Origin of the sequence: Paraburkholderia agricolaris, from assembly GCF_009455635.1 — a bacterium.
Taxonomy (GTDB): domain Bacteria; phylum Pseudomonadota; class Gammaproteobacteria; order Burkholderiales; family Burkholderiaceae; genus Paraburkholderia; species Paraburkholderia agricolaris.
The window spans coordinates 1,201,989-1,227,178 of record NZ_QPER01000002.1 but is presented as its reverse complement, the minus strand read 5'-3'; the positions used below and the strand labels follow the sequence as shown (position 1 = coordinate 1,227,178).

The 25,190-nt window shown below is 61.4% G+C and carries 21 protein-coding genes; 11 read left to right on the top strand and 10 right to left on the bottom strand.

Going from position 1 to position 25,190, the window contains the following annotated elements; translation table 11 throughout:
• Window positions 1-63: 63 nt before the first annotated feature.
• On the top strand, window positions 64-975 hold the full coding sequence (locus GH665_RS26905; RefSeq protein ID WP_153140294.1) for a LysR family transcriptional regulator: 912 nt from the start codon (window positions 64-66) through the stop codon (window positions 973-975).
• Between the two features lie 75 nt (window positions 976-1,050).
• Here the strand turns inward: GH665_RS26905 and GH665_RS26900 are convergent, their stop codons facing one another.
• Both GH665_RS26900 and GH665_RS26895 read right to left on the bottom strand, forming a co-directional pair.
• Complete coding sequence (locus GH665_RS26900) at window positions 1,051-2,214, bottom strand: porin (protein ID WP_153140293.1); 1,164 nt, start codon at window positions 2,212-2,214, stop codon at window positions 1,051-1,053.
• 445 nt (window positions 2,215-2,659) lie between these two features.
• On the bottom strand, window positions 2,660-3,391 hold the full coding sequence (locus GH665_RS26895; protein ID WP_153140292.1) for a FadR/GntR family transcriptional regulator: 732 nt from the start codon (window positions 3,389-3,391) through the stop codon (window positions 2,660-2,662).
• 285 nt (window positions 3,392-3,676) lie between these two features.
• Between GH665_RS26895 and uxuA the strand changes: the two genes are divergently transcribed.
• The 6 genes from uxuA (at window position 3,677) to GH665_RS26865 (ending at window position 10,712) form a co-directional block, all read left to right on the top strand.
• On the top strand, window positions 3,677-4,717 hold the full coding sequence (uxuA, locus tag GH665_RS26890; RefSeq protein WP_174771760.1) for a mannonate dehydratase: 1,041 nt from the start codon (window positions 3,677-3,679) through the stop codon (window positions 4,715-4,717).
• A gap of 83 nt (window positions 4,718-4,800) precedes the next feature.
• Entirely contained in the window at window positions 4,801-6,123 is a 1,323-nt protein-coding gene (locus GH665_RS26885) for an MFS transporter (RefSeq protein ID WP_153140291.1), read from the top strand.
• A gap of 124 nt (window positions 6,124-6,247) precedes the next feature.
• Window positions 6,248-7,465, top strand: coding sequence for a sensor histidine kinase (locus tag GH665_RS26880; RefSeq protein WP_153140290.1), 1,218 nt, complete (start codon window positions 6,248-6,250; stop codon window positions 7,463-7,465).
• Window positions 7,466-7,526: 61 nt separating this feature from the next.
• Window positions 7,527-8,006, top strand: a complete 480-nt coding sequence (locus tag GH665_RS26875) for a GNAT family N-acetyltransferase (protein ID WP_153140289.1) — start codon at window positions 7,527-7,529, stop codon at window positions 8,004-8,006.
• A 422-nt stretch (window positions 8,007-8,428) separates the two neighbouring features.
• Window positions 8,429-10,255 carry a S10 family serine carboxypeptidase-like protein gene (locus GH665_RS26870; RefSeq protein WP_153140288.1) on the top strand — a complete coding sequence of 609 codons (1,827 nt, stop codon included), beginning with the start codon at window positions 8,429-8,431 and terminating at the stop codon, window positions 10,253-10,255.
• Window positions 10,256-10,316: 61 nt separating this feature from the next.
• The gene (locus tag GH665_RS26865; protein ID WP_028198246.1) at window positions 10,317-10,712 is read left to right on the top strand and encodes a hypothetical protein; all 396 of its coding nucleotides are present in this window, start codon (window positions 10,317-10,319) and stop codon (window positions 10,710-10,712) included.
• A gap of 92 nt (window positions 10,713-10,804) precedes the next feature.
• Here the strand turns inward: GH665_RS26865 and GH665_RS39215 are convergent, their stop codons facing one another.
• Together GH665_RS39215 and GH665_RS26855 are read right to left on the bottom strand one after the other, a co-directional pair.
• Entirely contained in the window at window positions 10,805-11,200 is a 396-nt protein-coding gene (locus tag GH665_RS39215) for a hypothetical protein (RefSeq protein WP_246216377.1), read from the bottom strand.
• Entirely contained in the window at window positions 11,197-12,183 is a 987-nt protein-coding gene (locus tag GH665_RS26855) for a hypothetical protein (protein WP_153140287.1), read from the bottom strand. The genes GH665_RS39215 and GH665_RS26855 overlap by 4 nt, the downstream gene beginning before the upstream one ends.
• A 348-nt stretch (window positions 12,184-12,531) precedes the next feature.
• On the opposite strand from GH665_RS26855, the gene GH665_RS26850 reads away from it, so the two are divergent.
• Both GH665_RS26850 and GH665_RS26845 read left to right on the top strand, forming a co-directional pair.
• Window positions 12,532-13,998 (top strand): metallophosphoesterase family protein, encoded by a 1,467-nt coding sequence (locus GH665_RS26850; RefSeq protein ID WP_153140286.1) that lies wholly within the window; start codon window positions 12,532-12,534, stop codon window positions 13,996-13,998.
• Between the two features lie 266 nt (window positions 13,999-14,264).
• Complete coding sequence (locus GH665_RS26845) at window positions 14,265-16,511, top strand: patatin-like phospholipase family protein (RefSeq protein ID WP_343038767.1); 2,247 nt, start codon at window positions 14,265-14,267, stop codon at window positions 16,509-16,511.
• Between the two features lie 22 nt (window positions 16,512-16,533).
• On the opposite strand, the gene GH665_RS26840 is transcribed toward GH665_RS26845, so the two are convergent.
• From GH665_RS26840 to GH665_RS26830, 3 genes are all read right to left on the bottom strand, one after another.
• The gene (locus tag GH665_RS26840) at window positions 16,534-17,664 is read right to left on the bottom strand and encodes an ATP-binding protein (RefSeq protein WP_153140284.1); all 1,131 of its coding nucleotides are present in this window, start codon (window positions 17,662-17,664) and stop codon (window positions 16,534-16,536) included.
• 53 nt (window positions 17,665-17,717) lie between these two features.
• Window positions 17,718-18,503 carry an alpha/beta hydrolase gene (locus GH665_RS26835; protein ID WP_153140283.1) on the bottom strand — a complete coding sequence of 262 codons (786 nt, stop codon included), beginning with the start codon at window positions 18,501-18,503 and terminating at the stop codon, window positions 17,718-17,720.
• Window positions 18,504-18,685: 182 nt separating this feature from the next.
• Window positions 18,686-19,390 carry a response regulator gene (locus tag GH665_RS26830; RefSeq protein WP_153140282.1) on the bottom strand — a complete coding sequence of 235 codons (705 nt, stop codon included), beginning with the start codon at window positions 19,388-19,390 and terminating at the stop codon, window positions 18,686-18,688.
• Between the two features lie 277 nt (window positions 19,391-19,667).
• Between GH665_RS26830 and GH665_RS26825 the strand changes: the two genes are divergently transcribed.
• Both GH665_RS26825 and GH665_RS26820 read left to right on the top strand, forming a co-directional pair.
• A complete protein-coding gene (locus GH665_RS26825) occupies window positions 19,668-20,672 on the top strand; it encodes a DUF535 family protein (protein WP_153140281.1) in 1,005 nt (334 codons plus the stop codon).
• A gap of 248 nt (window positions 20,673-20,920) precedes the next feature.
• Window positions 20,921-21,301, top strand: coding sequence for a DUF2917 domain-containing protein (locus GH665_RS26820; RefSeq protein ID WP_153140280.1), 381 nt, complete (start codon window positions 20,921-20,923; stop codon window positions 21,299-21,301).
• A 97-nt stretch (window positions 21,302-21,398) separates the two neighbouring features.
• Here GH665_RS26820 and GH665_RS26815 read toward each other — a convergent pair whose 3' ends face one another.
• From GH665_RS26815 to denD, 3 genes are all read right to left on the bottom strand, one after another.
• Window positions 21,399-21,971, bottom strand: coding sequence for a hypothetical protein (locus GH665_RS26815; RefSeq protein WP_153142316.1), 573 nt, complete (start codon window positions 21,969-21,971; stop codon window positions 21,399-21,401).
• Between the two features lie 555 nt (window positions 21,972-22,526).
• Window positions 22,527-23,729, bottom strand: a complete 1,203-nt coding sequence (gene pcaF / locus GH665_RS26810; protein WP_153140279.1) for a 3-oxoadipyl-CoA thiolase — start codon at window positions 23,727-23,729, stop codon at window positions 22,527-22,529.
• Between the two features lie 463 nt (window positions 23,730-24,192).
• Window positions 24,193-25,173, bottom strand: a complete 981-nt coding sequence (denD, locus tag GH665_RS26805; protein ID WP_153140278.1) for a D-erythronate dehydrogenase — start codon at window positions 25,171-25,173, stop codon at window positions 24,193-24,195.
• Between the last annotated feature and the right edge of the window lie 17 nt (window positions 25,174-25,190).

Genomic DNA, 25,190 nt, shown 5'->3' with positions numbered 1-25,190 from the left:
GATTGCACTGTTCGATAATCCAGTCTAGATTGCACAGGTTGTTAAACATTTTGAACAGTAACCATGGAATTCAACGATCTTGCCGCCTTCGTTTCGGTTGCCCGTGCCGGCGGCTTTCGCGACGCCGCGCGCATCAGCGGCGTCTCAGCGTCCAGTCTGAGTATTGCCGTGCGCCGTCTCGAGTCGAAACTCGGCATGCGTTTGCTCAACCGAACCACTCGCAGCGTGGCCCCGACCGAAGCGGGACTGCGTCTGATCGAAAAGCTCACGCCCTTGTTCAGCGAAATGGAAGCCGCGCTGGACGTCCTGAACCGGTTCAGAGACAAACCGAGCGGCACACTCAAACTCAACGTCCCCTCGAGCGCCGCACGCATCGTGCTGCCGACCGTCATCCCCCGGTTCCTCAAGACCTATCCCGACATACGCGTGGAAGTTGTGGTGGAGGACGGCTTCGTCGACGTGCTGGCAATCGGCTGCGACGCAGGCATTCGCTATGACGAGCGGCTCGAGCAGGACATGATCGCGATTCCAATCGGGCCACGTGTGCAGCGTTTTGCTACGGCCGCGGCGCCGGACTATCTCGACACCCATGGCCGACCCGAACATCCGCGCGACCTGCTCGCTCACGCATGCCTGCGTGGTCAATTCGCCGGCGGCGCCACACCGACCTGGTACTTCGAGCAGAACGGCGAGGTGGTCCAGTTGAATCCGTCGGGACCGCTCCTCGTGAGACCCGGCGCGGCAATCGACCTTGCGATCAGCACGGCTGTCGCGGGCGTGGGGGTGATTCACCTTTTCGAGGACATGCTGCGCCCGCATCTCGATAGCGGCGCCCTGGAGCCGATCCTGGAGCCATGGTGGCAGCGCTTTTCCGGGCCGTTTCTTTACTATCCGGGCCGTCGTCATTTGCCGGCGCCGTTGCGCGTATTTGTCGACTTCCTGAAGGCAGACGGTCACCCAGAAAGTCCGTCATGACGGATGCCCGTCAACCTGCAGGCATCCGTCATACAAGCTCGCTTAACGTGAAGTCAGTGAGGTCAGCGCGGCCGTTCAGAATGCGTGACGCATCCCCACCGTAACCGCCACTTGCGAGTTCGACGCAGAAGGCGAGAGCGTGTTGATCATCGCATGCGAGAGCACGGAGTCGGCCGGTGCGCCGTGCACGTTCTGATAGACGCCTTCCAGATAGAAGTCGGTGCGCTTGCTGATCGAATAGTCGGCCTGAAGCATCCCCGTATTCCATCCCGGCGACGAGCCGTTATAGGCACCGCGCGTATAGGTGTAAGCGCCCGACAGGCTCAAAGCAGGGGTCAGCGCGTACTTGACGTTCGCTTCGTAGTTGTCCAGACGCAGCGAGCCGCTCAGGCTGCCGGCGGAAGCGTCGTTTGCGCCAAGATAAGTACCGGTTCCGAACGAGAAGACGCCCGACGCGTTGTCCAGTTGCGTATGGCTCCAGACGAGGCCGACGGTAGCGGGCCCGAACGTGTAGTTGCCGCCCAGCGACCAGATACGCTGGCGTTGCGCGAGGAAATTCGCGCTGGTGTCGCCCGTGGTAATGGCACCGCCCGAGCTGCCGCCTGCATTGTTGAACTGCAGGTATCCGGCCGCAAGATTGACCGGCCCTTGCGTATAGGAAACGCCGAAACCGTATGAACGGTTGTTCGCGAAGCTGCCTGCCTTATTGCTGAACGCATACATCGTCTCGAACGTGACGCCGCGATACGTCGGGCTCGTGTACTTGACCGTATTGTTGAGAACGACCGAATTGCCGGCAAGGTTGTCGTTTTCGAACGGATGCGCGGCCATGTTGCCGCCCCACGTGTTGAACTCCGCCGTGAGCGGTCCGACAAGATCGTTCATCACGTCAAACTGGCGGCCGAACGTGAGCGTGCCATACGGATCGCTCTGCAAACCGACCCACGCCTGGGAACCGAAACCGTCGCCGGAGAAAGCCTGAGCGCCGTTATTCAGCAGGAAGCCTTGCTCCAGCTTGAAGACCGCATGCAAGCCGCCACCGAGATCCTCCGAGCCCTTGAGACCGAATACCGTGTTTTGCGTCGAACTGCTCACTTCCTGCCAGTTGCTATGGCCGCCTTGATTATTCGTGTAGATCAATCCCGCGTCGATAAGACCATAGAGCGTCACGCTGCTTTGCGCATGCGCCGAAATAGCAAAGGCGCCCGAAAGCGCGACCACGAGTAAAGACTTTTTCATACTTGTTGGCTCCGTGATTAAGCAGTGATGAATCTAATTCGCGATGAGCGTTCGATACCGCTGGCGAGCGTGCGGATCGCCGACGGGACACGCGAACGGACAGGCAACGCACTGGCACGCCGGTGCCATGCGGTTGCCATGCCGGTTGCCATGCCGGTTGCGCAAAAATTCGTATCGTCGGTTGGTTAGTCGGTTATTGCGTATGGCGCATTGCAATGACTTGTCAATTGCGCTTACTGACTACAGTGTGGTTTTCAATTGGATTACGCGAGCGCGTCTTACGAGTAGCGCTATCGAAAAAGAACAGCGCGATGATATGACATCGAAAATAAATACCGCGTCAAAAAAATAAACCGGCGTGGTGCCAAAAGTACACCAGTGCATAACTGCGCCATGTTCGCGCCGCAATAGTGAAACGCGACATGGCGGCGCTCACCACGCCGCCTTATCGCCAGGCTTGCGTAAACTCCCCCACCACGCGCGACAGATGCGCCTGCATCGCATCACGCGCGGCAACCGGATCGCGGCTCATGATGGCGGCGAAGATGCGCTGGTGGTCTTCCTGCGAGGCTGCGCGCATTGCCGGCGTATGAAAGTGTTCCTCGATCTTGGCCCACAGCGGATCGCTTCGCGCGCAGTCCCACATCGCGGTGACCATGTGCAATAACACCGTATTGCCGGTGGCTTCGGCAATCCGCATGTGAAACTGCCGATCCGCCGCGTCGTTCGCCTGCTTGTCGTGCATCTGTTCGCGCATTGTTGTGAGCGCCGAGAAGATACGGTCGAGGTCGCTATCCTTGCGCTCGGTCGCCGCGAGCGCCGCCACCTCGGACTCGATCAATGCGCGCGCGCGCAGCGTTTCGATCGGGCCGGGGCCGCGTGGCAACTCGAAGGTCACCGGTTTGGCGCCGATCCCTGCCGACACATAAATGCCCGAGCCGCCGCGCACCTCAACCACGCCCTGCACCTCCAGCGCGATGATCGCCTCGCGAACCTGGGTGCGGCTCACGCCGAATTTGTCGGCCAGGGTGCGCTCCGACGGCAATCTCGAGCCCGCTTCGAAATCTCCGGATGCAGCGATCAACGCGTGAATCTGTTTCGCGAGGCCGATATAGGAGCGGTCCGCGGCTTCTGCGTCTTGTCGATGGGCGAATGGCTGGGTGGAGAGATCGGTCATCAAATGCTCGCGGGTAGGCATAGCGAGGCGCCACCTTCGGCCCTCGCCGAAAAATGGTACACCAATTTCACGTATCAGTACCTTTCACGTTGTTCAATCCACGGCCCGCCGCCTGCTCATCGCCAGCGGACAAAGTTCTGTGCGGCCATAGACTGGTAAACCACTATCGCATCAAATTGGTCAACCAATCATAATCCGGCTGAATCGGGAGGCTGGACAACACTGAACAGCATGTTGCCGTCCCCAACCAGCCAGGCCTGTGCAGTCAATCAAAGGAGTGAAGTCGTGAAGATGTCTTTCCGGTGGTACGGCGAGTCCGATCCCGTCACGCTGCAGTACATTCGCCAGATTCCCGGCATGACGGATATCGTCTCCGCCATCTACGACGAACCCGTGGGCGAAGTGTGGCCCGCGCACAAGATCACCGCGCTGAAATCGACGATCGAGGCGGCCGGTCTTCGCTTCGAAGTCGTCGAATCGGTGCCCGTGCATGAAGACATCAAGCTCGGCAAGCCAGGCCGTGACCGTCTCATCGCCAACTATCAGCAAACCATCCGGAATCTCGCGGCAGCCGGTATCAAGGTGATCTGCTACAACTTCATGCCGGTGTTCGACTGGACCCGCACGGAGCTGTCGAAAACCCTCGAAGACGGTTCGACCTGTCTCGCGTTCAGCACGAAGGAAATCGAAGCGATCGACCCGAACAACGGCATTGCGCTGCCCGGCTGGGATTCGAGCTACCAACCCGAGCAATTGAAGGCCTTGCTCGCCGAGTACCGCGAGGTCGACGAAACCCGGCTTTGGCAGCATCTGGAATATTTCCTGAAAGCGATCATTCCTGTCGCCGACGCATGCGGCATGAAGATGGCCATTCATCCGGACGACCCGCCGCGCCCTATCTTCGGCTTGCCGCGTATCGTGAAGAACCGCGACGACCTTGCGCGCATCGTCAAGATCGTGGACTCGCCGGCCAACGGCCTGACACTGTGCTCGGGCTCGCTCGGCGCCGGACCGCAGAACAACGTGGAAGCACTCGTGCGCGAGTTCGGCGGCATGGGGCGCATTCACTTCGCGCACATCCGCAATGTGAAGATCACGCCCGAGGGCGATTTCGAAGAATCGGCCCATCTGTCCAGTTGCGGTTCGCTGGACATCGCCGCGATCGTGAAGGCGTATCACGACACCGGATTCACTGGCTATTTCCGTCCGGATCACGGCCGCATGATCTGGGGCGAAACCGGCAAGCCCGGCTATGGCTTGTACGACCGCGCACTCGGCGCCGTCTATATCAACGGCCTGTGGGAAGCAATGGACAAGCTGTCCTGAAGCCCGAATAAAACACTCAGAAAAAGGCCCTGGCGGACGACCCGGCCGGCGCCCTCATAACCACAATCCGGACGGAGACTTCCATGCCACGCATCCGATGGACCATGATCTTCATGTGTTTCCTCGCCAACGTCATCAACTTTGTCGATCGGGCCAATCTGGCGATCGCCGCGCCGAGCATTCGTGCGGAGCTGGGTTTGGACGCTGTCGGCATGGGGCTCGTGCTCAGCGCGTTCTTCTGGACCTACGCGTTCCTGCAACTGCCGGCCGGCTGGTTCATCGACAAGGTCGGTGTGCGCGTGAGCCTGGCGCTGGCGGTGGGCTGGTGGTCGGCCTTCACGATTGCGACCGGCGCGGCACGCGGTCTCGCGCAACTCGTGGGCGTGCGGCTGATGCTCGGCGTGGGTGAGGCGGCGGCGATTCCGTCGTTTGCCAAGGTCGCGTTCAACTGGTTTCCACGCAGCGAACGCGGCCTCGCGAGCAGCATTTTCGACAGCGGCTCACGCGTCGGATCGGCACTTTCGCTGCCGCTCGTCGCATGGTTGATTTCCATTGTCGGCTGGCGTGGTTCGTTTGTGATAACGGGAGGTCTGGGTGTGGTGTGGGCACTCGCGTGGTGGTTCATCTATCGCGACCCGGAGCGCTACCGCGCGATTGCCCCCGCGGCGGTCGACGCCTTGCTGGCGCAACGCAGCGCGCCCACCACGGTCACCGCGGCCAGCGACGCCGAAACCGCCGGCACCGTGTCGTGGCTCGATCTGTTTCGTTACCGCACGGTGTGGGGCATGATGATCGGGCTGTTCTGCCTGAACTTTGCGATCTACTTTTTCATTACGTGGTTCCCGAGTTATCTGCTGCAGTCGCGTGGCTTCTCGCTCGCGTCGCTCGGAACGTGGGGCATGCTGCCGGCGCTGCTGGCCATTCCCGGCGGCTGGCTGGGCGGCCTCGTGTCGGACAGTCTGTTCAAGCGGGGCTGGAGCGCAACCGCGGCACGCAAGACATGCCTTGTGACCGGCATGCTGCTCTCGTCGTCAATCGCGCTCTCGGTGCTCGTCCAAAGCACGTGGGCGTGCCTCGCGTTGTTCGCGCTCGCTTATGCGAGTTTGTCGTTCGCCGGCGCCAATGTCTGGACCCTGGTTGGTGAAGTGGCGCCGACACCGGCACATGTGGCATCGCTCGGCGGCATTCAGAATTTTGCGGGAAATCTCGCCGGTATTTTCATCACCACGTTCACCGGCGTCATGCTGGCGATCACCAAGGGTTCGTTTGTGATTCCCCTGATGGTTGCGGGATCGCTATGCGTGGTTGGCGCCCTGTCGTATCTATTCGTGGTCGGTAAGGTCGAGCCGTTGCCCTTGCTTGCCCGTGCCCGAACGGCAAAGATTGCCGGGCACGGAGCCGCTTGAATGGGAGCACCGGCGGCGGTTACGTCAAACCTGCTGTTCAGCTGGTCACGCTTCTGCAAGAGATGTTCCACTGGCAAAAATTGCGGTGATAATGGGGTGGAAAATTCACCCCGACGCACCCACTATGACCGACACACGCCTTAGCCCGCTGCGCAAATTTGCCGATTTCGTTCGCGAACAGCGAACCCGCCTGACCGAACAATGGATGAAAACCGTTTTCGGCGATATCGACCTCGTCGAAGCGGACAAGCTCACGTACCAGCAACTCGCCGATCACCTGCCGGAAATTCTTGAAGGACTGTGCCGCGCGCTCGACGTCGAAGATCTCGAACGCGTCGAACCGGCGATCGAACGCGATGCGAGACAACACGGCATGGTCCGCTGGCGCCAGGGCTATCGGATCGAAGAACTCGTGCGCGAACTCGACCTGTTTCACCAGGTGCTCGATGAAGCACTGGAAGAATTCGCGGGCCAGAACAGCACATTCACGCGCCGCCACGAAAGCCGGGCACGGCGCATGGTTGCCGAAACTCTCAGCATGGTGACGCTCACGTCGATCAAGGAGGCGGTCAGCGAACGGGATCGCAAGATCGACGAGTACACCGGCAGACTCGAGCGCGTCAATCACGAACTGACACTCAAGCAGCGGCTGGTCGGCGATCTCTATGAATCGCGCATGCAGATCACGCGTAGCGTGGTCCACGATCTGCGCAATTTTCTGAACGCGTTTTCGATCGCGCTGCAACTGATCGGCCGCGCGCCCGCAAAAGCAGAGACCGCGCTGGCGTTGGCTACGCGGCAGGCCGCGGACATGAAGCAACTCGTCGACCAGATGGTCGAGTACTCTGTCGTACTGGGCGACGACACGCCACTCGCAAGCGAACAGGTCGACTTGCGCGCGCTGTACGATGAACTCGTCGCCTCTTCGCGTCCTGCCATCGAGGTGAAGGGACTCAAGCTGCACTCGACGTTCGACCCGGCACTATCCGTGGCTACCTCAAATCGTCTCAAGCTCAAGCAGATTGCCGTCAATCTGCTCTCCAACGCAACCAAGTACACGAAGTCCGGCAAGATCGAACTGGCCTTCGCAACGGCCGGCGCGGAGCACTGGCTGATTCGTGTGTCGGATACGGGCGTGGGCATCGCACCTTCGGATGCACGCCGGGTTTTCGACGAATTCGAACGCGCTGCGGGCGACGATATTCCCGGCACGGGCCTAGGCCTCGCGATCGTCAAGGAGCTTTGTCACCTGTTGAACGCTCAGATCGACTTTTCGTCACACGAGGGCGTTGGAACCACATTCGAGATCCGCTTCCCACTGGGGCAGGACAAAACCGAATGAACGCCCGTCAGCAATGGCAACAAGACCCGGCGATAACACGATAGCGACGCAAGACGTGCGAATGGTGAAAATTTATCCCGCCCGATTTCCCGAACAGCTTGAAGTTGTGCGGGAAATCTTTCGCGAGTATGCCGAAAGCCTGGGTGTCGACCTGAGCTTCCAGAATTTCGAGTCGGAACTCGCAGAGTTACCCGGCAAGTTCGCAGCGCCTCGCGGGTGCGTTCTTCTCGCTCAAAATAATGAAGATGTGGTTGGCTGTGTTGCAATGCGTCCGCTGGATGAGTCGACCTGCGAAATGAAGCGCCTTTATACCCGTCCATCCGGGCGTGGCCAACAGGTAGGCAGGCAATTGGCCACCCTGATTTGTCGAATCGCCTGGCAAGCCGGATATACGCGCATTCGTCTCGATACACTTCCCGATATGCGCGCTGCACAACAGCTTTATGCGCAGCTTGGTTTCAAGCCGATCCCCGCTTACGTTTTTAATCCCATCGCGGGTGCGATTTTTCTGGAACGCGATCTGACGGGCCTGGAAATTTAATTATTACGATTAACAAACAAAAACATTTAATTTCGTAATAAATAGCTGATTAACTCAAACCAGCTCCGCCCATAGGCTGATTGACTCACGCACGCATTGAGGTGCAACTTTCCGAAGTTGCAATTACGGAAATTCGGCACCTCCTTGACAAACTCTGGTTGCGTCACCTATTTTTCTTCTGCCGCCAATATACGAATATCCGATTAAGGAAACGCATCCCTAAAAGCACCGGAATATCTAATCCAGATATTTAGTTATTCTACGCATACCGCATAGAGATACAGATCTAGGCGCTTTGAAGCATGTTGGTCTCAACCGCTGCACGCCAATGATTCACCGTTAATATTTCGAACTCCGATATATTTTTTCCGGCACGAGCGGCCTTTGTGAAACGGTATCTGAACCCACCACCAAGGATAGAGATGAAACGAGACGAGCGTCTTACCGGCCATAGCCATTATCGTCGAGGCAGGCTGCCGGCCATGGGAACCTTAGCGGTCACAATCATGCTTCTCGGAGGCTGCGGCGGAGGAGACAGCGGTTCTTCCTCAGGCACGGCTGTGAGCATGCAGCAGACTGCGGCGAATCAGCAACTCACCCCCGAACAGGCCGCCGCGCAAGCATCAAGAGCCAATCAAACCTATATCGATCCAGTCGCCTATTCAGGCAACGCCACAGATGGCCTCGCGCCGGCTCAGGCCTCGGAGAAGGCTGCGATCATGCACTACCAGTGGAAGTTAGGCAAAACGCCGATTAACTACACCACGACCACCGGCCATCTGACGGCCTCCGATGCAAGCGGCAACCCCGAAGCCACGATGTCCTATGTCGCGTACACCGCACCGAGTACCAACGGCTCGCCGCGGCCCGTCACGTTTGTCTACAACGGCGGCCCCGGCTCCGCTTCGATCTGGCTGCGGCTCGGCTCGTTCGCGCCGACGCGGGTCGCGACGCCCGACCCGCTGTTCGGGAACTGGCCGAACTATCCGATCGTCGACAATAAGGACAGCCTGATCGACACCACGGACATGGTCTTCATCGATCCGCCCGGAACAGGTCTCTCGGAGGCGATTCTGCCGAATACGAACCAGAAGTTCTGGACGACCGACGCAGACGTCAACATCATGCGTGACTTCATCCAACGCTATCTGACGGTCAACAGCCGCAGCAGTTCGCCGATCTATCTGTACGGCGAGTCGTACGGCACGCCTCGCACCGACATGCTCGCACTGGCGCTCGAGTCGGCCGGCGTGCATCTGACCGGCATCGTCCTGCAGTCGTCAATCCTGAACTATTTCGCGGATGCGATCGAGGCTGTCGCCATTACGAACTCGACGAGCGCACTGGCATTGGACACCGATACGTTGGCGGGCTATTTCCCCGGCTACGCAGAAGTCGCTGCCTACTACAACCAGGTGTCGCCGGCACCGCTCAATCAGGATCTGTACGCACTCCAGACCAGCCTGTTCGTCACGGCTGCGTACAACCAGTTCAGGCGGTATTCGCAATCGTGGGTGCTCAGTCAACTCGGCATACCGGACGCGCTGGGTACGCCGGTGTTTCCAAGTGCTCAAACGCTTCAGGCGTGGACCTTCCCATCCAGTTTGACCACCCAGGCGCTGCAGGGCTACTTCGGCGCGAACCCGTTCTCGACGAGCCTCCTGCCCGGCACGACAATCGGCCGCTACGACGGACGCGTGTCATTGCCGAATTCGGATCCGCGTCTGCAAAACGATGGAGACCCTTCCGACATCCTGATCTCCCAGCCGTTCACCACGGCGCTGGCGACGCAGATGCCCGACTACCTGGGATATACCGCGCCGAACGCGACTTACCTGCCGCTGAACGACAACATCATCAACGTGTGGGACTTCTCGCATGACGGGCAACCCCTGCCCGACACGATCCCCGATCTGCTGGGTGCGCTGACGCTCAACCCGCAACTCAAGGTGCTGTCGGAAAACGGTTTTCATGATCTCGCCACACCGTTCCTGAATACCGAGAAACAACTGGCGCGGCTGCAAACGGTGCCCGGCCTGAATCCGGATTTGCAGGTCAACTTCTTCCAGGGTGGGCATATGATCTATCTGGACGACGTCGCCCGGCCGCGGATGAAACGGGATCTGGTGCGCTTCTATCGGGGCACGCCGATTCCGGATGCGCTCGCGCTCTGGACGCTGCCCCCGCCGTGGCGCGACGAGAGCCCCGCCAGTCAGCCGACCGCCACAGCGCAAGCCACGGCACCCTGACTGAACTGATGCGATGCGCCTCGTTCGCGATACTCTATTCACTCAATCAATGCGAGTCATCATGTCCCTTTTCGATATGTTGCGGCGTGTGTCCCCGTTACTCGTCCTCGGATGCCTGATTGGCAGCGCGCACGCGTTACCGCCGCAAGCGGTGGCGCCAGCCACACCGCCAAGCGGAGCGAGAGGTGTCGACGGTCCGTTCTTTCCTCAAAACCGTGTAGCGCCTGTCGCGCCGTCGACCGGTACGGCGCTGCAGCAGGAAGCCCAGCAACGGCTCGAAGCGCGGCTGGGCGCAAATACGGCCCTTAGCAATGGCGCGGCGGTCACGAAAACCCAGGCCCAGGCTGCGGGGCTCGGCTATGTCGCCAAGCACTTCGACCAGATCGATTCAAGCCACAAGGGGAGCGTGAGCCTGAGCGACGTCAGACAGTATCTTCAACAGCAGGGCCGCCAATAACGAGCCACGAGTCAGTGGCCACAAGTCGGGGCTTTTCTTAGCTGAAATAGCCCTTCTGACAAGCGCGAATGGCCGTTACGCCATTCGCGCGCCTACCCCGCCCCGGCGCGCTTGCCAGCCGGCAAACATTCACTCATTACGCCGCCGCGATCGCTCAGCCCGCGCACCACGACTTCGGACGATTTGCCGTCGCGTCTCGCCAATTCGGCAAGATCGAGCAATGCAGCGTATTTCGTCGAACAATCCTGTTGATGTTCAATCGCTCGACGCGCGCTATACGTTTCAGTGCGAGCGGCGTCCTCTCCCACTGCAATCGCCACACCCATCGCCACGATCATCGCCGCCAGCGTGGCTACCTTGCAAAACGTCCACCTGTGTGGCGCGTTGAAACGTGACCGGGGCGTCCGCGCGTTTGCCTGCCCGCTCATCCACGGCGGACCGGGACGCCCGGCCTCGCCGCCGGCTCCCGCTCGCAGGTTTTCACTCATGACCAGTGCGCCGGCACCCAGACGTTGCCCACCCAGTGCCCCGGCACCCACACAACAGGACGCGGCACGGGCGCTACATAAACAACGCGCGGCGCAACATATACGGCTGGCGGGGGCGGCGGCGGTGCATAAACCACCGGAGGCGGCGGTACATACACAACCGGGGGCGGTACGACCACAGCCGGCGGCGGTACGACCACAGCCGGCGGCGGTACGACGACAACCGGCTTCGGTGCAACCACGACCGTCGTGCTGCCCGTCGCGACCACACCCGTGGTCACCACGGTCCCGCTTGTCGTCACCGTGTTGCCGCGTGTGCCCGTCGCGCTAGTCGATGTCGTCACGACACCCGGAGCAACCCGCGTGGCCGTGCCGGAGTGATTCACTGTGCCGCCGTCAGACCCTGTCACCGTGCCCGAACGTGAACATGAAGCGCCGGCGCAGTTGGTGGACGCCGAATGGTTGACCGTGTTGCCGTTCGAGCCCGTAATCGATCCGGACGACGAATACTGGCCTGGCGCCGTTCTGCGCACATCGCCGGACGTAGTTGCGGTTTTGCCGTCCGGTCCGGTGAGGCTGCCGGTATGCGAACAGGTGCCGCCGGCGCAATTGGTGTCGCCCGCATGTTGGACCTGGTTGCCGTAACGTCCGGTCGCCGTGCCTGAATTCGAGAACTGGCCTGGGGCGGTTCGGGTCACCGTGCCGGTGTTGGTCGCCAAACCGCCGTAGGGGCCGGCCACGCCGCCGGCATGCGAACAGCTGCCACCGCCGCATGAGCCGTAACGCGCGCCGTTGTAGGTGCCGCGTGATGTGTAGGCGGTGCCATGTTGCGACCAGGCGAAAGCCGACCCGCTTCCGAGCGCGAGTACGGCGACGGTTGCACCGAGCGCAAGCTTGCGCAGCGCGCTGCGTGCGGATGCGGCGGTCGTCACGAGGGCCCGGGGTGCGGCGTTGGCCGGAACGATGAACGAGCAGTTTTTCATGGAAAGTCCTTCCTGATTTCGGGCCACTTTTGCGCACTGCGGCGTGGCGACGAACGGACTATAGAAGGACGCGCGGTCTTAATCAGCAGCGAAGATATGTCACCCTGTTTCACCGCGGCAGAGGCCCACAGGACAAGGGTTTTCGGGCGATTCGAACGGGCCGTGACATAGCGCGACATAACTTGCTTGCGGCCAGTCCCGCCGCACGTCGCGTGCAGCGTCGAAGATCACGGCGCCCCTGTTCGACACCGCCTGACACTTTTCCGCAAAACGCGTGTCGTAGGGTTCGATGAATACACCGGCACAAGCCGCTGACCTGTCACCCCGCTTACTCCTCAAGAGGCGCTCATGTCGACAAAACGCGAGTCGAAATCCAAAGCCAAGGCAAAAGAAAGCACGGCGAAAGCAGAAGGCAAGCGACAGTCGTCCAGCAAGACCGCGGCATCCGGCAAAAAGGCCGCCGCACTCGCCAGCGGCACAAAACAGCCGGCGGGAACTGCCGCCGCCACAGCGCTCCGGCCACGGCTGCTGGACAGGCCCGTATTCGCGCAGCCTCAGCCGACCGCGGATCCAACGGTGTTTCGCGTGCCCCATCCATCGGACGACGCGGCCTACAAGGAAATCGACCTACTCAATGCGGAGCACAAGCTGTTTCCGTTGCCCTTTCCCGCACCCAGAGGCGGCGTAGAGCCCCAGCTCACTCTCGCTGACGTCATGGGCGGCAATGCAACCGCCATCGACAGAATCACAGCCGCCGGACAACTGGTGTTTCATGCGCTGGGAGATTGTGGCAACACGAAGGGCCCGGCCACCCAGAACGAAGTGGCCGACAAACTGACCGCCGACTTCAATGAAGCCAGTGCCAGCGAGGTGCCGCAATTCGCGTTGCTGCTCGGCGACGTGGTCTATAACTTCGGCGAGGGCCAGTACTACTACGATCAGTTTTACGAACCGTATCGAGACTATCCGGCGCCGATCCTCGCCTGCGCCGGCAACCACGACGGCATGGTGTCGCCCGAGGCGCACGCCGCCAGTCTCACCGCGTATCTGCGAAATTTTTGTGCGGAGAGCTTCGCCGTGACACCCGAAGCCGGCGGCTTGTCGCGCACGGCGCAAATCCAGCCGGGCGTGTTCTTCACGTTCGAGGCCCCATTCATGCGCGTGCTGCTGATTTACAGCAACACGCTCGAAGATCCCGGTGTAATTGCCGGCCCTAGAATCGGGACTACGCAGCTCGACTTTCTCGACGCCGCGCTCAAGCGTGTCAAAGCCGAGAAGTTCAGCGGCGCGCTGCTGATCGCGAATCATCATCCGCCGTATAGCGCGGGTGGCCACGGATCGAGCGTCGACATGCTGGCGCAGATCGACAAAATCTGCGAAGCCAACGGCGTGTGGCCGCATGCGTTCCTTTCCGGTCACGCCCACAATTATCAGCGTTTTACCCGTACGCGAAATGCGGACGGCACGCAGATTCCCTACCTGGTGTGCGGCAACGGCGGGCACGGTCTGGTCAAGCTCGCCGCGCAAGGTGCGCCCGCTATCCGCGCGCCGCAGATCATGCAGGCGGCGTCGGCCACTACGGACCAGGTCGTCCTGGAAAACTACGACGACACCAATTACGGCTATTTGCGCATTGTCGTCACCGCAGCGCAGTTGCGGATCGAGTATCACTCGGCGTCCGACGGCCTCAGCACGAAAGCGCCGAACGACTACGTGACGGTCGACCTCGCCGGGCGCCAGGTGGCGCATTTCATTGCGCCGGACATGGGGCACCCGATGGCGGCACGAGCCGTGCGTGCTCTGGTGCGGCGCTAGCGGCGGGATTTCGCGCCGGGGCCCGGCGCCGCTCCACCTCGTCCGGACGCCCGCGCCGATATCCGCCTCCGGGCGCGTTGCGACTACGATTTTTCGCAAACCCGCGTTTACACCGGATCGCCTGTTTTTGCCGGGGCAAAACCATGTAATCTCTCGGTTTTCTTCCAGAACAAAAACAGATGAGTCGAGCGTTGGCGAGGGAACAACTACTACAAACGGGGGCGCGCAGGCGCCGCCGCCCTATCGTTCTTCGTTTGCGCTGCACTGTGGTGCTACTGGCGTGCGGGGTCGCCGCCTTCGCACGTCCCGCTCAGGCAGCCGAATCCGCCTGTAGCGCCCAAGGCGGTCCGGCCGGCCGCCCCTCCGTCGGTCTCGTGCTGTCCGGCGGCGGCGCGCGCGGCTATGCCCACCTCGGCGTGCTGAAGGTACTCGAGGAAAACCGCATTCCGGTCGATTGCATTGCCGGCACCAGCATGGGCTCGGTGGTCGGCGGCCTGTACGCGAGCGGTATGACGGCGCAGGACATGCAAAACCGCCTCGCGGGGATCAATCTCGCCGACATCGCGTTCGATATCACCGAACGCGCCGATCTGCCGCAATCGCGCCGCGAGGACGAGCGGCTGTATGTGAATAGCCTGTCGCTCGGCTACGGCGCGAATGGTTTCCGCTTGCCGGTCGGGCTTGTCCAGGGCAATCGCCTGCAAGCGCTGTTGCAGGACTGGACCTCCGCCGTGCCTGGCAACGTATCGTTCGACCGCTTGCCCATCCCCTATCGGGCGATCGCCACCGATCTGCGCACCGGCCAGAAAGTCGTGCTCGATCACGGTTCGCTGCCGCAGGCGATTCGCGCCAGCATGGCGTTGCCGGGCCTGTTCGCGCCGGCCGATATCGACGGGCGCACGCTGGTGGACGGTGGCATTGTCAGCAATCTGCCGATCGAAACGGCGCGCGACATGGGCGCGAACGTCGTGATCGCCGTCGATATCGGCTCACCGCTGCGGCCGCTTGATGCGCTGGCGTCACCCGCCGACGTGATGCAGCAGATGATCGGCATCCTGATTCACCAGAACGTTGCGCGCCAACGTGAACAGTTGCAACCCGATGACGTCGTGATCGAACCGGCGCTCGGCTCGCTGAGCTTTACCGATTTCGCCAACGCGAGCCAGGCGATCGCGGCCGGCGCCGCCGCCACGCGCGCGGTGCTGCCGCAGCTTCAGCATCTGGCGCTCTCGCCCGCCGACTACGCCGCGTGGCGCGCCCGGCACGGTACGCCCGCCATGCGTCCGGTACGGATCACGCAGATCGAGATTGCATCGCAAGGCGCGGTGCCCGAGTCACGCATTCGCAACGCTTTGCATGTCAAACCCGGCGACGTGTACGATCCGACCTCGCTCAACAAGGACTTGCTGGCGCTCTCCAACACGGGCGACTTCGCCAGCGTCAGCCAGCAACTCGTCGACGACGGCGACGACCATAAACTCGTCATCGCCGCGCAGCAGAAGCAATGGGGGCCGAATTTCCTGCTGTTCGGACTCGGTCTATCGAGTAGCTCGACAGACGAAGGCGGCTTCCGGCTGCATCTCGGTTATCGCCGGCCGTGGCTCACTTCGTCCGGGCTCGAAGGCCGCGTGGACGGGACCGTCGGCAGCGACCTGATCGACCTGCACGCCGAGTTGCGGCAACCGCTGTCCACTTCCTTCGGCTATTACGTCGCGCCCTATGTCGAGTTTCAGCGCCGCTACGCCAACCTCTACGACGATTCCGGCAACGTCAAGGTTACGCAATACCTGTTGCAGACCCAGCGCGCCGGGCTCGACTTCGGCATACCGCTTGCGCGCCTCGGCGACTTCCGGATCGGCGTGGCGTACGCGCACGGCTTCGCTTCGCCGCAATACAATTTGCCGCTGGACGACGGTACGCCTAACCCGCCGCTGCTGTTCCCCGATATTTACGGGCGGCAGCTTAGCGCGCGCGCACGTCTCGTGATCGATCAGCTCGACGATCCGCTGTTTGCCCGCAAAGGTTATTTCGGCGAACTACGCGTCGAACGTTCGTTATTCGCGGGCAGTGACAGCTTCACCGAGGTATACGGCAAAAGCATCGTCGCGGCGAGTTATGGGCGGCACAGCATCAACGCGAGCATCGAAGCGGGTAACGACTTCGGCGGCACCAACCTGACCAATCCGTTCGGCTTCACGCTGGGCGGCTTCCAGCATCTGTCGGCCTACGCCGCCGACCAACTGTCCGGCAACTCGATGGTGTACGGCCAGGTCACGTACATGAATCAGCTCGCCGTCTTCAACGCGTCGCCGATTCGCGGCCTGTTTGCGGGGCTGAGCATTGAAGCCGGCAACGTCTGGAACCGCGATTCCGACTTCGGCAGCGGGCCGCTGAAGCGCAGCGTGACGATTTTCACCGCGTTGACCAGCTCCTTCGGACCGATATATCTGGGTATAGCGTTCGCGCCGAGCGGCCGCCATAACTTCTACTTCCAGTTGGGCCATACCTATTGACGCTACCCAGGAACAGCGCATTTCACGCCACTGTCCCCACCGGCCAGCTCATTTCGAAGCGTGCGCCGCTGAGCGTCACGGGATCGGTGACGGCAATGCGGCCGTGGTGGGCGCGCAGCACCTGTTGCGTAATCGCGAGACCGAGGCCGTAGCCGCCGGTCTGGCGATCGAGCCGCACGAAGGCATCGAAAATTCGCGCCCGCTGGTCGGGCGGCACGCCTGTGCCGTCGTCTTCCACGTAGATTTCCACGTTGCCATGCCTGACGCTCAAGCCGACCATGATCCGCGAGTGCGCGTATTTACTCGCGTTGCGCAACAAGTTTCGCATTGCGTAAGACATGAGGCGCTTATCCATCACAACGCGTAGCGACGGGTCGACCCCGGTTTGCGGGATCAGTTGCTTGTCCGCGTAAAGCAGGGTGGCATCGGTGATCTGGCCGTCGAACCATGCCGAAAGCACGGTCGATTCCAGGTTCGATTGCAGCGAGCTATATTCGAGGCGCGCGTAGGTCAGGCTCATGTCGATGAGCTCGTCGAGTTCGGTGACGTCCTGGCCGATGCTTGCCAATGCGCTGTTGTATTCGGCCGCGGAAGCGGGTTCGCGAAGGTTTTCCAGGGCGAAGCGCACGCGGGCGAGCGGCGTGCGGAGTTCATGGGAGATGCCATTGGTGAGTTCGCGTTGCGCGGCGATCAGGCGTTCCATGCGTTCGGCCAGCGCGTTCAGCGTGCGCGCCAACGGCCCGATTATCACGCTATGCGATTCGCGGGCGCGCGTATTGAAGCGGCCGCCGGTGAAGTCGATTGCGCGTTCGCGGACCATCACCAGGTCCAGCCAGACGGGGCGCATCCAGCGGTAAGCGGTTATTGCCGGCAGCAATAGGGTGACCAATGCGATGGGTATCGACGCCTGTGCTGTTGCCAGCGTTTGCCAGATCGACGGCGATGTCTTTAGCGTCAGGCTCAGGGTTGCGATTGATGCCAGTAACACTAGTGCTGTTAGCGTCAGCAGGCGCGTGTAGACACGCAGGTATAGTCTCGACCAGCTCGGGATCCTGTCGGCCCTCGTGTCCGTCCACGAGCGGCGGAAGCGGTGTAAGCGCCACCTGGCATAGCGATAGGGGCTTAGTTTCTTTTGCTCCGCAACAGGTGGCATTTCTTCTCTTCGCTTCTTTTGATGCGGTTGTGGTCTATCTATGTGGATTGCTCCTACACCCTCTGCACAAATGCCAGAGTTTGCTCCGCTACCCTTTCACGTTCGTTGTCCAGTGTGATCATGTGATAGCTGTCGGTCAAGCGCACGAAGGTCACTGAGCGGGTCCCCAGATTCTCGCATACGAATTCCGCGGAACGGATGCTCGTCACCTCGTCTTCCTCCGAATGCATCACCAGGGTTTCGCACGTTACGCGACCCAGGGCCCGCTTCACCGCGAAGCGCATCCAGTCGACCTGCTCGATCGCCGACAGCGGCACGTACGGATAGTGGACGCCGCTGCCCTTCTGCAAATGGCGGCGGATCAGATTGCGAATACGTGCGTTCTTGATGCCGAACGGCTCGCCCTCCGGAACGCGAATCAGGTGACGCAGCCCCGGCACGCAGTACATCAGATAGCGCAGCGGACGCAGACGCGAACCGCCCCAGCCGTCGAGGAACAACGGCGGCGACAGCAGAATCAGGCGCCCCGTCGTCATGCGCTCGCGAGCACTCAACATCAATGCGAGCAATGCACCCATCGAAATGCCCGCAACGTCCACACGCTCGTAACGCGTTATCAGCTCGCGGTATGTGTGGCTCAGCAACTGCATGTAGTCGCTCAGCGTCACCCGGCTCAATGCGTCAGGGTTCGAACCGTGGCCCGGCAGCGACGGCAAATGCACGTCGCAACCGATCTGCTCGAACTTGCGGTCGAGCGCGCCAAAATCATGGCGCGTGCCACCCAAACCGTGAATCATCAACACGGCATGGCCGGAAAGTGGGGAAACGCGAGCGGACATCACTAAGCCTGTGGTTGCACAAGCTTGCGATCCTAATCATCCGCGCCTTGCATGACTGTCGATTTGCTACCGCATTTGTGGAGTTTTGTCGGCCGATTTTTCGACGTATTACTCAGTCGAAACTCAATGCCCACTCACTTTTGACCCCGGCCGCGCATCAGTGCCGGCTGCAGCAAACGCCTTCAGTCCCACGCCAGCTTGCTGAACTGATAGCCCTTGCCGCGGACCGTTTTGATGCGCTGCGGAGTACCGGAGTCGTCGTGCAATTTACGGCGCAGCTTGGAAATGCCGCCGTCGATCGTGCGGTCGAGGCCGTCGAATTCGATACCGCGCAGTTGCCGCATCAACTCGTCGCGGCTCACCACTTCGCCCGCGCAACTCACCAGTGCCCAGAGTAAGTCGAACTCTGCCGAGGTCAGATCGGGCAGGCTGCCGTCCGGCAGCTTGACCGTGCGGCTGGCCCGGCTGATCTCGAACTTGCCGAAGGTGTAGCTCTCGGGTTGAGCGCTCTCCACCGGCCGCGTGGTCACGCGGCGCAGTTGCGCCTTGATGCGCGCCAGCAGCACGCGTGGTTCAACCGGCTTATGCACGTAGTCGTCCGCGCCGAATTCGAGGCCCAGCACTTCGTCGAACTGCTCGTCACGCGCTGTCACCATGATGATCACGCCGTCGAATTGCTCGCGCGCCTCGCGGCAAATCTGAAAGCCGTCCTTGCCAGGCAAGTTCACGTCGAGAATCACCAGGTCCGGCCGGCGCTTGAAAATGGCCGGCACGGCGTCGTTGCCGTGCAGCACGGTCTCGACCTCGTAGTCGTGTTTGCGCAGGTAACCGGCGACCAGCGCCGACAGGCGGTCATCGTCTTCGACAAGCAGGATCCGGAATGGCATGGGACGAATCGTTCAGGGCTAGTTGTTTCAGTAGCGGCGGGCAGCGGCATAGCGCGGTGCACGGCCAGCAAGCGACGGTGCCGCGCCGGGTACCTATCCGCACAACGCGGACCGGCCGGCAACGGCCGCACGAGCCGGCTCGACGCACAGCATAGCTGATGCGCCGCACATCTTGCGACACGCTAAACAAAACTCGACAAACGCACAAGTAATTCGACACGGACACGTAACCCGCGCGACTAGCATCCGCTCCGTTGAAGTAGCCAAAGGATTTGCCATGTCGACTGTTTCGAACGATGGAACCCGCACCCGCTCGCCGTGGTTCGCGCGCGCCGCTGCCTCCTTTGCGGTCATCCAGCAAGCCGCCCATTCACTCTACCCCGGCACCAGCCTGTTTCATCGCTGGCGGCGCATGCGCCTGTGGCTGCGCTCGCTGATATCGTGGCGCTCCACGCAAGTATGGCTCAAACGCTGCGCCATTTCGCCCTTGCACGATCTGGTGAAACGTCACCCCACTGCGCTCGAGCGCATGCACCGGCCGTTCCTCCATACCCGCTTCAGCCCGCGCGAACGCCTGATGGCGAGCCTCGATCATCAGGCGCTGACGCAGCAACGCGTGCCGCAACTCGCCGCGCGTATCGCCGCGGTCGGCTCGGCGACGATCGCATCGTTCGGCGTGGGCGCCGAGCGCTGGCATGTGTCGCTCGAGTCGATTGAACAATTTCAGAAAGAAGGCGACTGGACCCTGTGCATCCGCGATGCGCGGGACAGGCGCATTGTCTCCTGCACGTTCAGTCTCGCCTATCTCGGCGGCAAAGTGCGGCGGCCACGTCTTTGCATCGGCTCCGTGCAGGGTCCGGACACGTCGGTCAATGGCCGCGAGCTGTTTCGCGCACTTACCAAGCGCTGGTATGGACTGCGGCCGAAGGTGCTGGTGATCTACCTCGCACAATGTGTCGCCGCGGCACTCGATGCAGGCGGCACCTTCATCGTCTCCAGGCAGGCACACATCTACGCCAACTGGCGTTACTGCCTGAGAAAGCGTCGTGTGGCCGCCGACTACGATCGCCTGTCGATGGAATGCGGCGCGCTCGCGCGCTGGAACGGCTGGTTCGTCCTCGCACCGCCGGCGCGCTACCTGGCCGAGCGTCAAGGTGACGATACCGGCAACGCAACCCGACGCAAGCGTTATGCATTGCGAAGCGCACTCGCCGCCCAGATTCGTCAGAGCGTCACGGCAAGCAAGACAGATCGGCTCCACGCGCCGCGCTTTATCGCCTGAATTCATTGCGATTTTTTTATTGACAAGACCTGCGGCAAAACGGCACACTCGATCTCATGTTGACGCACACCTCCATCCCTGTCGCGATTAAAAATCGAACAATGCATGCCATCATCGGCAGGCATTTGGGAGCACGTGCGCGTTAGCAGTCTGAATCTGCAAACAAGAACCCAAAGGCCCCGCCGGTAACGGAAGGGGCCTTTTGTTTTATGGGTGCTCCGTCCGCCGGCTCGATGACGGAGAGCAAGATGGATCAGGCAAGCCCGCAATGCATGGATGACGACTCAAGTCGGTCTGCGTGTCGACACAACGAGGGTCTTCCGAAGGTCGTACTACATTTTTCCGTAGCACCAGGCGCTACGCTGACATGGCGTGTCGACGCCGACAGCACGCTCAGTGTGCAAGGCGCGCGCCTATGGCTCACGCGCGTCAACTCGCCTTACGATCATTGGCTCGAACCGGGCAACGAGTTCCGGCTGCGCCGCGGCGAACGTGTGTGGCTTAGCACGGATAGCGAACGCAGCGCGCGTGCGTCGTTGAGTTGCGCGCTGCCGGCCAAACGTGGTTTCGTCAGGCGTTGGCTGGGATGGCTCGCAGGATTGGGACTGGAAGCGCCGGCGGCTCGATAGCGTGTCCCGACACGACTCGATGATCGAACTTTCGTACCGTGGAAAAGCAAACACCCCTGCAATGAGGGGTGTTTGCCGATCAGCCATGCCCGGCCAGTTATTGCGGCGTCACCTGCACGGCCGCCGCCGAAACGAATACCGCGTGGATCGTATCGCCAACCTTGACGCCCTTCAGATCGACGTCAGGTCCGACCTCGAGCGTTTGCGTCTGATAGGCGCCGCGCAGCGTGACGAGACGCTTCTTGTGATCGATCTTCTGCACGGTGGCCAGCACTTCGACCTGACGCGCGGATGCAAAGCCGCCCGAGGCCGGCGCATACACCTGCGTATCGACGCGTGCACGAATGCCCTTGTCCGCGCCGGTGACCTTATCCGCCTTCACCAGCAACGCATTCTTGTACAGTACATCGACCCGGTCGCCGATCTGCAACTGATCGAAACCGGCGACCTGCTGGCTCACCAGCACGACCACCACGTTGCCGGCCGGCCCTTTGAGCGTGAGCGTGCGGGTGCCCGGATCGATACCCACAATCTCCGCCTTCAGATGCACCGGTTGCACCGCGCTGACGATGCCTTGCGCGGCACTGGCCATCGCATCCTGCGCCCACGCCGGTTGCGCGGCGGCGAAAGCCGCCACCATCAATGCTGCTCCAATCGTCGCTGCCTTCATCATTTACGCGCTCCTCGAGAAATTGTCCGATCTGGCGCCATGGCGATCTGAAACCGCAGGATGCCGATTAACGCCACGAATGCATACAGCTTCAGGCTTTCACTTATTAAAGCGGTGCGGCGCAATGATTGTACATGCCTTACAAGAAGCTTCGGTCGTTTATATTACGATTTTCAAATCAGCGAACGATCTGCTCAGAAATGCCGCGGCACGGCGTCACAGCAGGCTCTGCCGCTTGACAGCACTGCTTTAATCTTGCCGGTCATTCATATACGGCGACAATACATAATATGCGTACAGCATTAAACGCATACTGCATGACGATACGATTCAGCATTATTATTTTTATCGACGGCATTCGTCACAATGCAATCGGAATCCGCCATTGACATCGATTAAATACACATTCAATTACCGATGAGTTCGCGCTGGGCGCACAAATAAAACAGCCCCTTCGCCGGAGCAAAGGGGCTGTTCATGACGTGGCCACGGGGTGCGATGCGCGCAGCCTCGACGCTAAAGACGCTGCGGCACTCCTGCACCAACGCAAGGCCGTTACACGCGCTCGATAGCGATCGCGATGCCTTGACCGACGCCGATACACATCGTGCACAGCGCAAAACGGCCCTGCATACGATGCAGTTGATACATCGCGGTGGTCACCAGACGCGCGCCGCTCATGCCGAGCGGGTGGCCGAGCGCGATCGCGCCGCCGTTCGGATTCACACGTGCGTCGTCATCCGCGACGCCGAGCGCGCGCAGCACGGCAATACCTTGCGAGGCAAACGCTTCGTTCAGTTCGATCACGTCGAACTGGTCGATGGTCATGTTCAGGCGTGCCAGCAACTTCTGCGTGGCCGGCGCCGGGCCGATGCCCATCACACGCGGCGCAACACCGGCCGTGGCGATACCCAGCACACGTGCACGCGGCGTAAGGCCAAAACGCTTCGCGGTTGCTTCGTTCGCCAGCAGCAAAGCCGCTGCGCCGTCGTTCACGCCCGAAGCATTGCCGGCCGTGACCGTGCCGTCCGGACGCACCACGCCCTTCAGTTTGGCGAGCGCTTCAAGACTGGTTTCGCGCGGGTGTTCGTCCTGCAGCACGGTGATCGGATCGCCCTTCTTCTGCGCGATCGTCACGCCGACGATTTCCTGCGCGAGCGTGCCGTCACGCTGCGCGCGTGCGGCTTTCTGCTGGCTGCGCAGCGCAAACGCATCCTGATCGGCACGGCTGATCTTGTAGTCGGTCGCGACGTTTTCGCCGGTCTCGGGCATCGAATCGACACCGTACATCTGCTTCATCAGCGGGTTCACGAAACGCCAGCCGATCGTCGTATCGAAGATATCGGCCTGGCGCGAAAACGCGCTGCTTGCCTTGCCCATCACGAACGGTGCGCGGCTCATGCTTTCGACACCGCCGGCCAGCATCAACGCGGCCTCGCCCGACTTGATCGCGCGCGCGGCAATGCCCACGGCATCCATGCCCGAACCGCACAGGCGGTTCACCGTGGAGCCCGGCACGCCTTGCGGCAAACCGGCCAGCAATAGCGACATGCGCGCGACGTTGCGATTGTCTTCACCGGCCTGGTTTGCACAGCCGTAGATCACGTCGTCGATCGCGCTCCAGTCGACGTCTTTATTGCGCTCCATCAGCGCCTTGAGCGGCACCGCGCCCAGATCGTCGGCGCGAACCGACGACAGCGAACCCGCATAGCGGCCGATCGGGGTGCGAATCGCGTCGCACAGGAATGCTTCGGTCATGTGATGTCTCCAGTTGATGTGCTGCGTGCGCTGTGCTGCTAACGGATGTCCGTTAGCAGCACGAGCCGGCTGCTCCGCAGCATCGGCCCGGCGAGTGCAATGGGAAACGGCCGCATGGCAGCCATCGAGTCAATTCAGCTTAGCGCAGGATAGTAAACGATGGGCCGAGAGTGGCAGCCATTTGTTCTTTATACGAACACAAGGTCATATATCGAACAACTAGCTGCGATAATAGGCGTGTAGCAGAAACCATGTCAAGCAAAGCCGGCCCCGGACCAGGGAATACGCGCAGGCGCGCGGCCCGATTGCAGCGGCTGTGTATAGATATGAAGATTGACGTGCCCGCACCGGCAAAGGTGCTCTTGCGCCGGCCTGCGCGCGGTTTTGAAGCATTCTGCGGCCCAAGGTGCCCTTTGCCCTTGCAACAGCGCCCCCCGGCCCGGCACAGGCCGTTATTAGCGTATTAGCGGATCGAAATACCCTCGTCGGCAATATAACTGCGAATCACATCAGCGAAGCTGCGGTCCCCGCTCAAGCCAAGCCGTTCGGCGCGCGAGGCGTCCCACTGGCCCGGCCAACTGCCCACAATTTTCTCCACCCGCGCATCCGGCGCCCACACGATCCGCCCCGCAACCTCGTCGCCCGCCACTTCGCGCAACGCCGCTGCCATTTCGTCGACGCTCACCGAAATCCCCGGCAGATTCAGCGCGCGCTGGTTGCCGAGCGCGGTGGAATCAAGCTCGAGTCCGGCGATCAGACTTTCGATCGCTTTGCGCGGCGACAGCAGCCACACGCGCGTCGAGCCCGCAACCGGGCACACCGCGGTTTCGCCGTTCAGCGGCTCGCGAACAATGCCGCTCGCGAACGACGACGCCGCCGCGTTCGGCTTACCCGGCCGCACGCTAATGGTAGGCAGCCGCAGCACGCGGCCGTCGACGAAACCCCGCCGCGTGTAATCGTTGAGCAACAACTCCGCGATTGCCTTCTGCGCGCCGTACGACGATTGCGGATTCAGCGCGGTATCGTTCTGCACGACCTCGGGCAGATCGCCGCCATACACGGCCACCGAACTCGTGAACACCACCCGTGGCGTGTGCCCGCGCTGCCGGCAGGTTTCCAGCAGCAAGCGCGATGCGTCCAGATTGATACGCATGCCGAGATCGAAATCCGCCTCGGCCTGTCCGCTGACGATCGCCGCAAGATGGAAAATTGCCGCGGCACTGTTATCGATCACGCGATCGAGCACGCTGCGCTCGGCGATATCGCCCACCTCCGAGCGCACGCGGCGGTCGCCGAAATCGCTCCCGCGCACCACGTCGAGCAGCACCAGTTCGGTAATCGCTTGTGGCTGGCCGCGCTCGTCTTTCACGACGCCGCGCGTCAACAGTTCACGCGCGAGACGCTGGCCAAGAAAACCCGCACCGCCGGTAATCAGTACTTTCATGATGGGCTCCGTCCTCA

Bases quoted from the DNA above. Each gene is read 5' to 3' on its own strand.
- GH665_RS26905 (WP_153140294.1), top strand. From the start codon at position 64: ATGGAATTCAACGATCTTGCCGCCTTCGTTTCGGTTGCCCGTGCCGGC.
- GH665_RS26900 (WP_153140293.1), bottom strand. From the start codon at position 2,214: ATGAAAAAGTCTTTACTCGTGGTCGCGCTTTCGGGCGCCTTTGCTATT.
- GH665_RS26895 (WP_153140292.1), bottom strand. From the start codon at position 3,391: ATGACCGATCTCTCCACCCAGCCATTCGCCCATCGACAAGACGCAGAA.
- GH665_RS26885 (WP_153140291.1), top strand. From the start codon at position 4,801: ATGCCACGCATCCGATGGACCATGATCTTCATGTGTTTCCTCGCCAAC.
- GH665_RS26880 (WP_153140290.1), top strand. From the start codon at position 6,248: ATGACCGACACACGCCTTAGCCCGCTGCGCAAATTTGCCGATTTCGTT.
- GH665_RS26875 (WP_153140289.1), top strand. From the start codon at position 7,527: ATGGTGAAAATTTATCCCGCCCGATTTCCCGAACAGCTTGAAGTTGTG.
- GH665_RS26870 (WP_153140288.1), top strand. From the start codon at position 8,429: ATGAAACGAGACGAGCGTCTTACCGGCCATAGCCATTATCGTCGAGGC.
- GH665_RS26865 (WP_028198246.1), top strand. From the start codon at position 10,317: ATGTCCCTTTTCGATATGTTGCGGCGTGTGTCCCCGTTACTCGTCCTC.
- GH665_RS39215 (WP_246216377.1), bottom strand. From the start codon at position 11,200: ATGAGTGAAAACCTGCGAGCGGGAGCCGGCGGCGAGGCCGGGCGTCCC.
- GH665_RS26855 (WP_153140287.1), bottom strand. From the start codon at position 12,183: ATGAAAAACTGCTCGTTCATCGTTCCGGCCAACGCCGCACCCCGGGCC.
- GH665_RS26850 (WP_153140286.1), top strand. From the start codon at position 12,532: ATGTCGACAAAACGCGAGTCGAAATCCAAAGCCAAGGCAAAAGAAAGC.
- GH665_RS26840 (WP_153140284.1), bottom strand. From the start codon at position 17,664: ATGCCACCTGTTGCGGAGCAAAAGAAACTAAGCCCCTATCGCTATGCC.
- GH665_RS26835 (WP_153140283.1), bottom strand. From the start codon at position 18,503: ATGTCCGCTCGCGTTTCCCCACTTTCCGGCCATGCCGTGTTGATGATT.
- GH665_RS26830 (WP_153140282.1), bottom strand. From the start codon at position 19,390: ATGCCATTCCGGATCCTGCTTGTCGAAGACGATGACCGCCTGTCGGCG.
- GH665_RS26825 (WP_153140281.1), top strand. From the start codon at position 19,668: ATGTCGACTGTTTCGAACGATGGAACCCGCACCCGCTCGCCGTGGTTC.
- GH665_RS26820 (WP_153140280.1), top strand. From the start codon at position 20,921: ATGGATCAGGCAAGCCCGCAATGCATGGATGACGACTCAAGTCGGTCT.
- GH665_RS26815 (WP_153142316.1), bottom strand. From the start codon at position 21,971: ATGAAGGCAGCGACGATTGGAGCAGCATTGATGGTGGCGGCTTTCGCC.
- pcaF (WP_153140279.1), bottom strand. From the start codon at position 23,729: ATGACCGAAGCATTCCTGTGCGACGCGATTCGCACCCCGATCGGCCGC.
- denD (WP_153140278.1), bottom strand. From the start codon at position 25,173: ATGAAAGTACTGATTACCGGCGGTGCGGGTTTTCTTGGCCAGCGTCTC.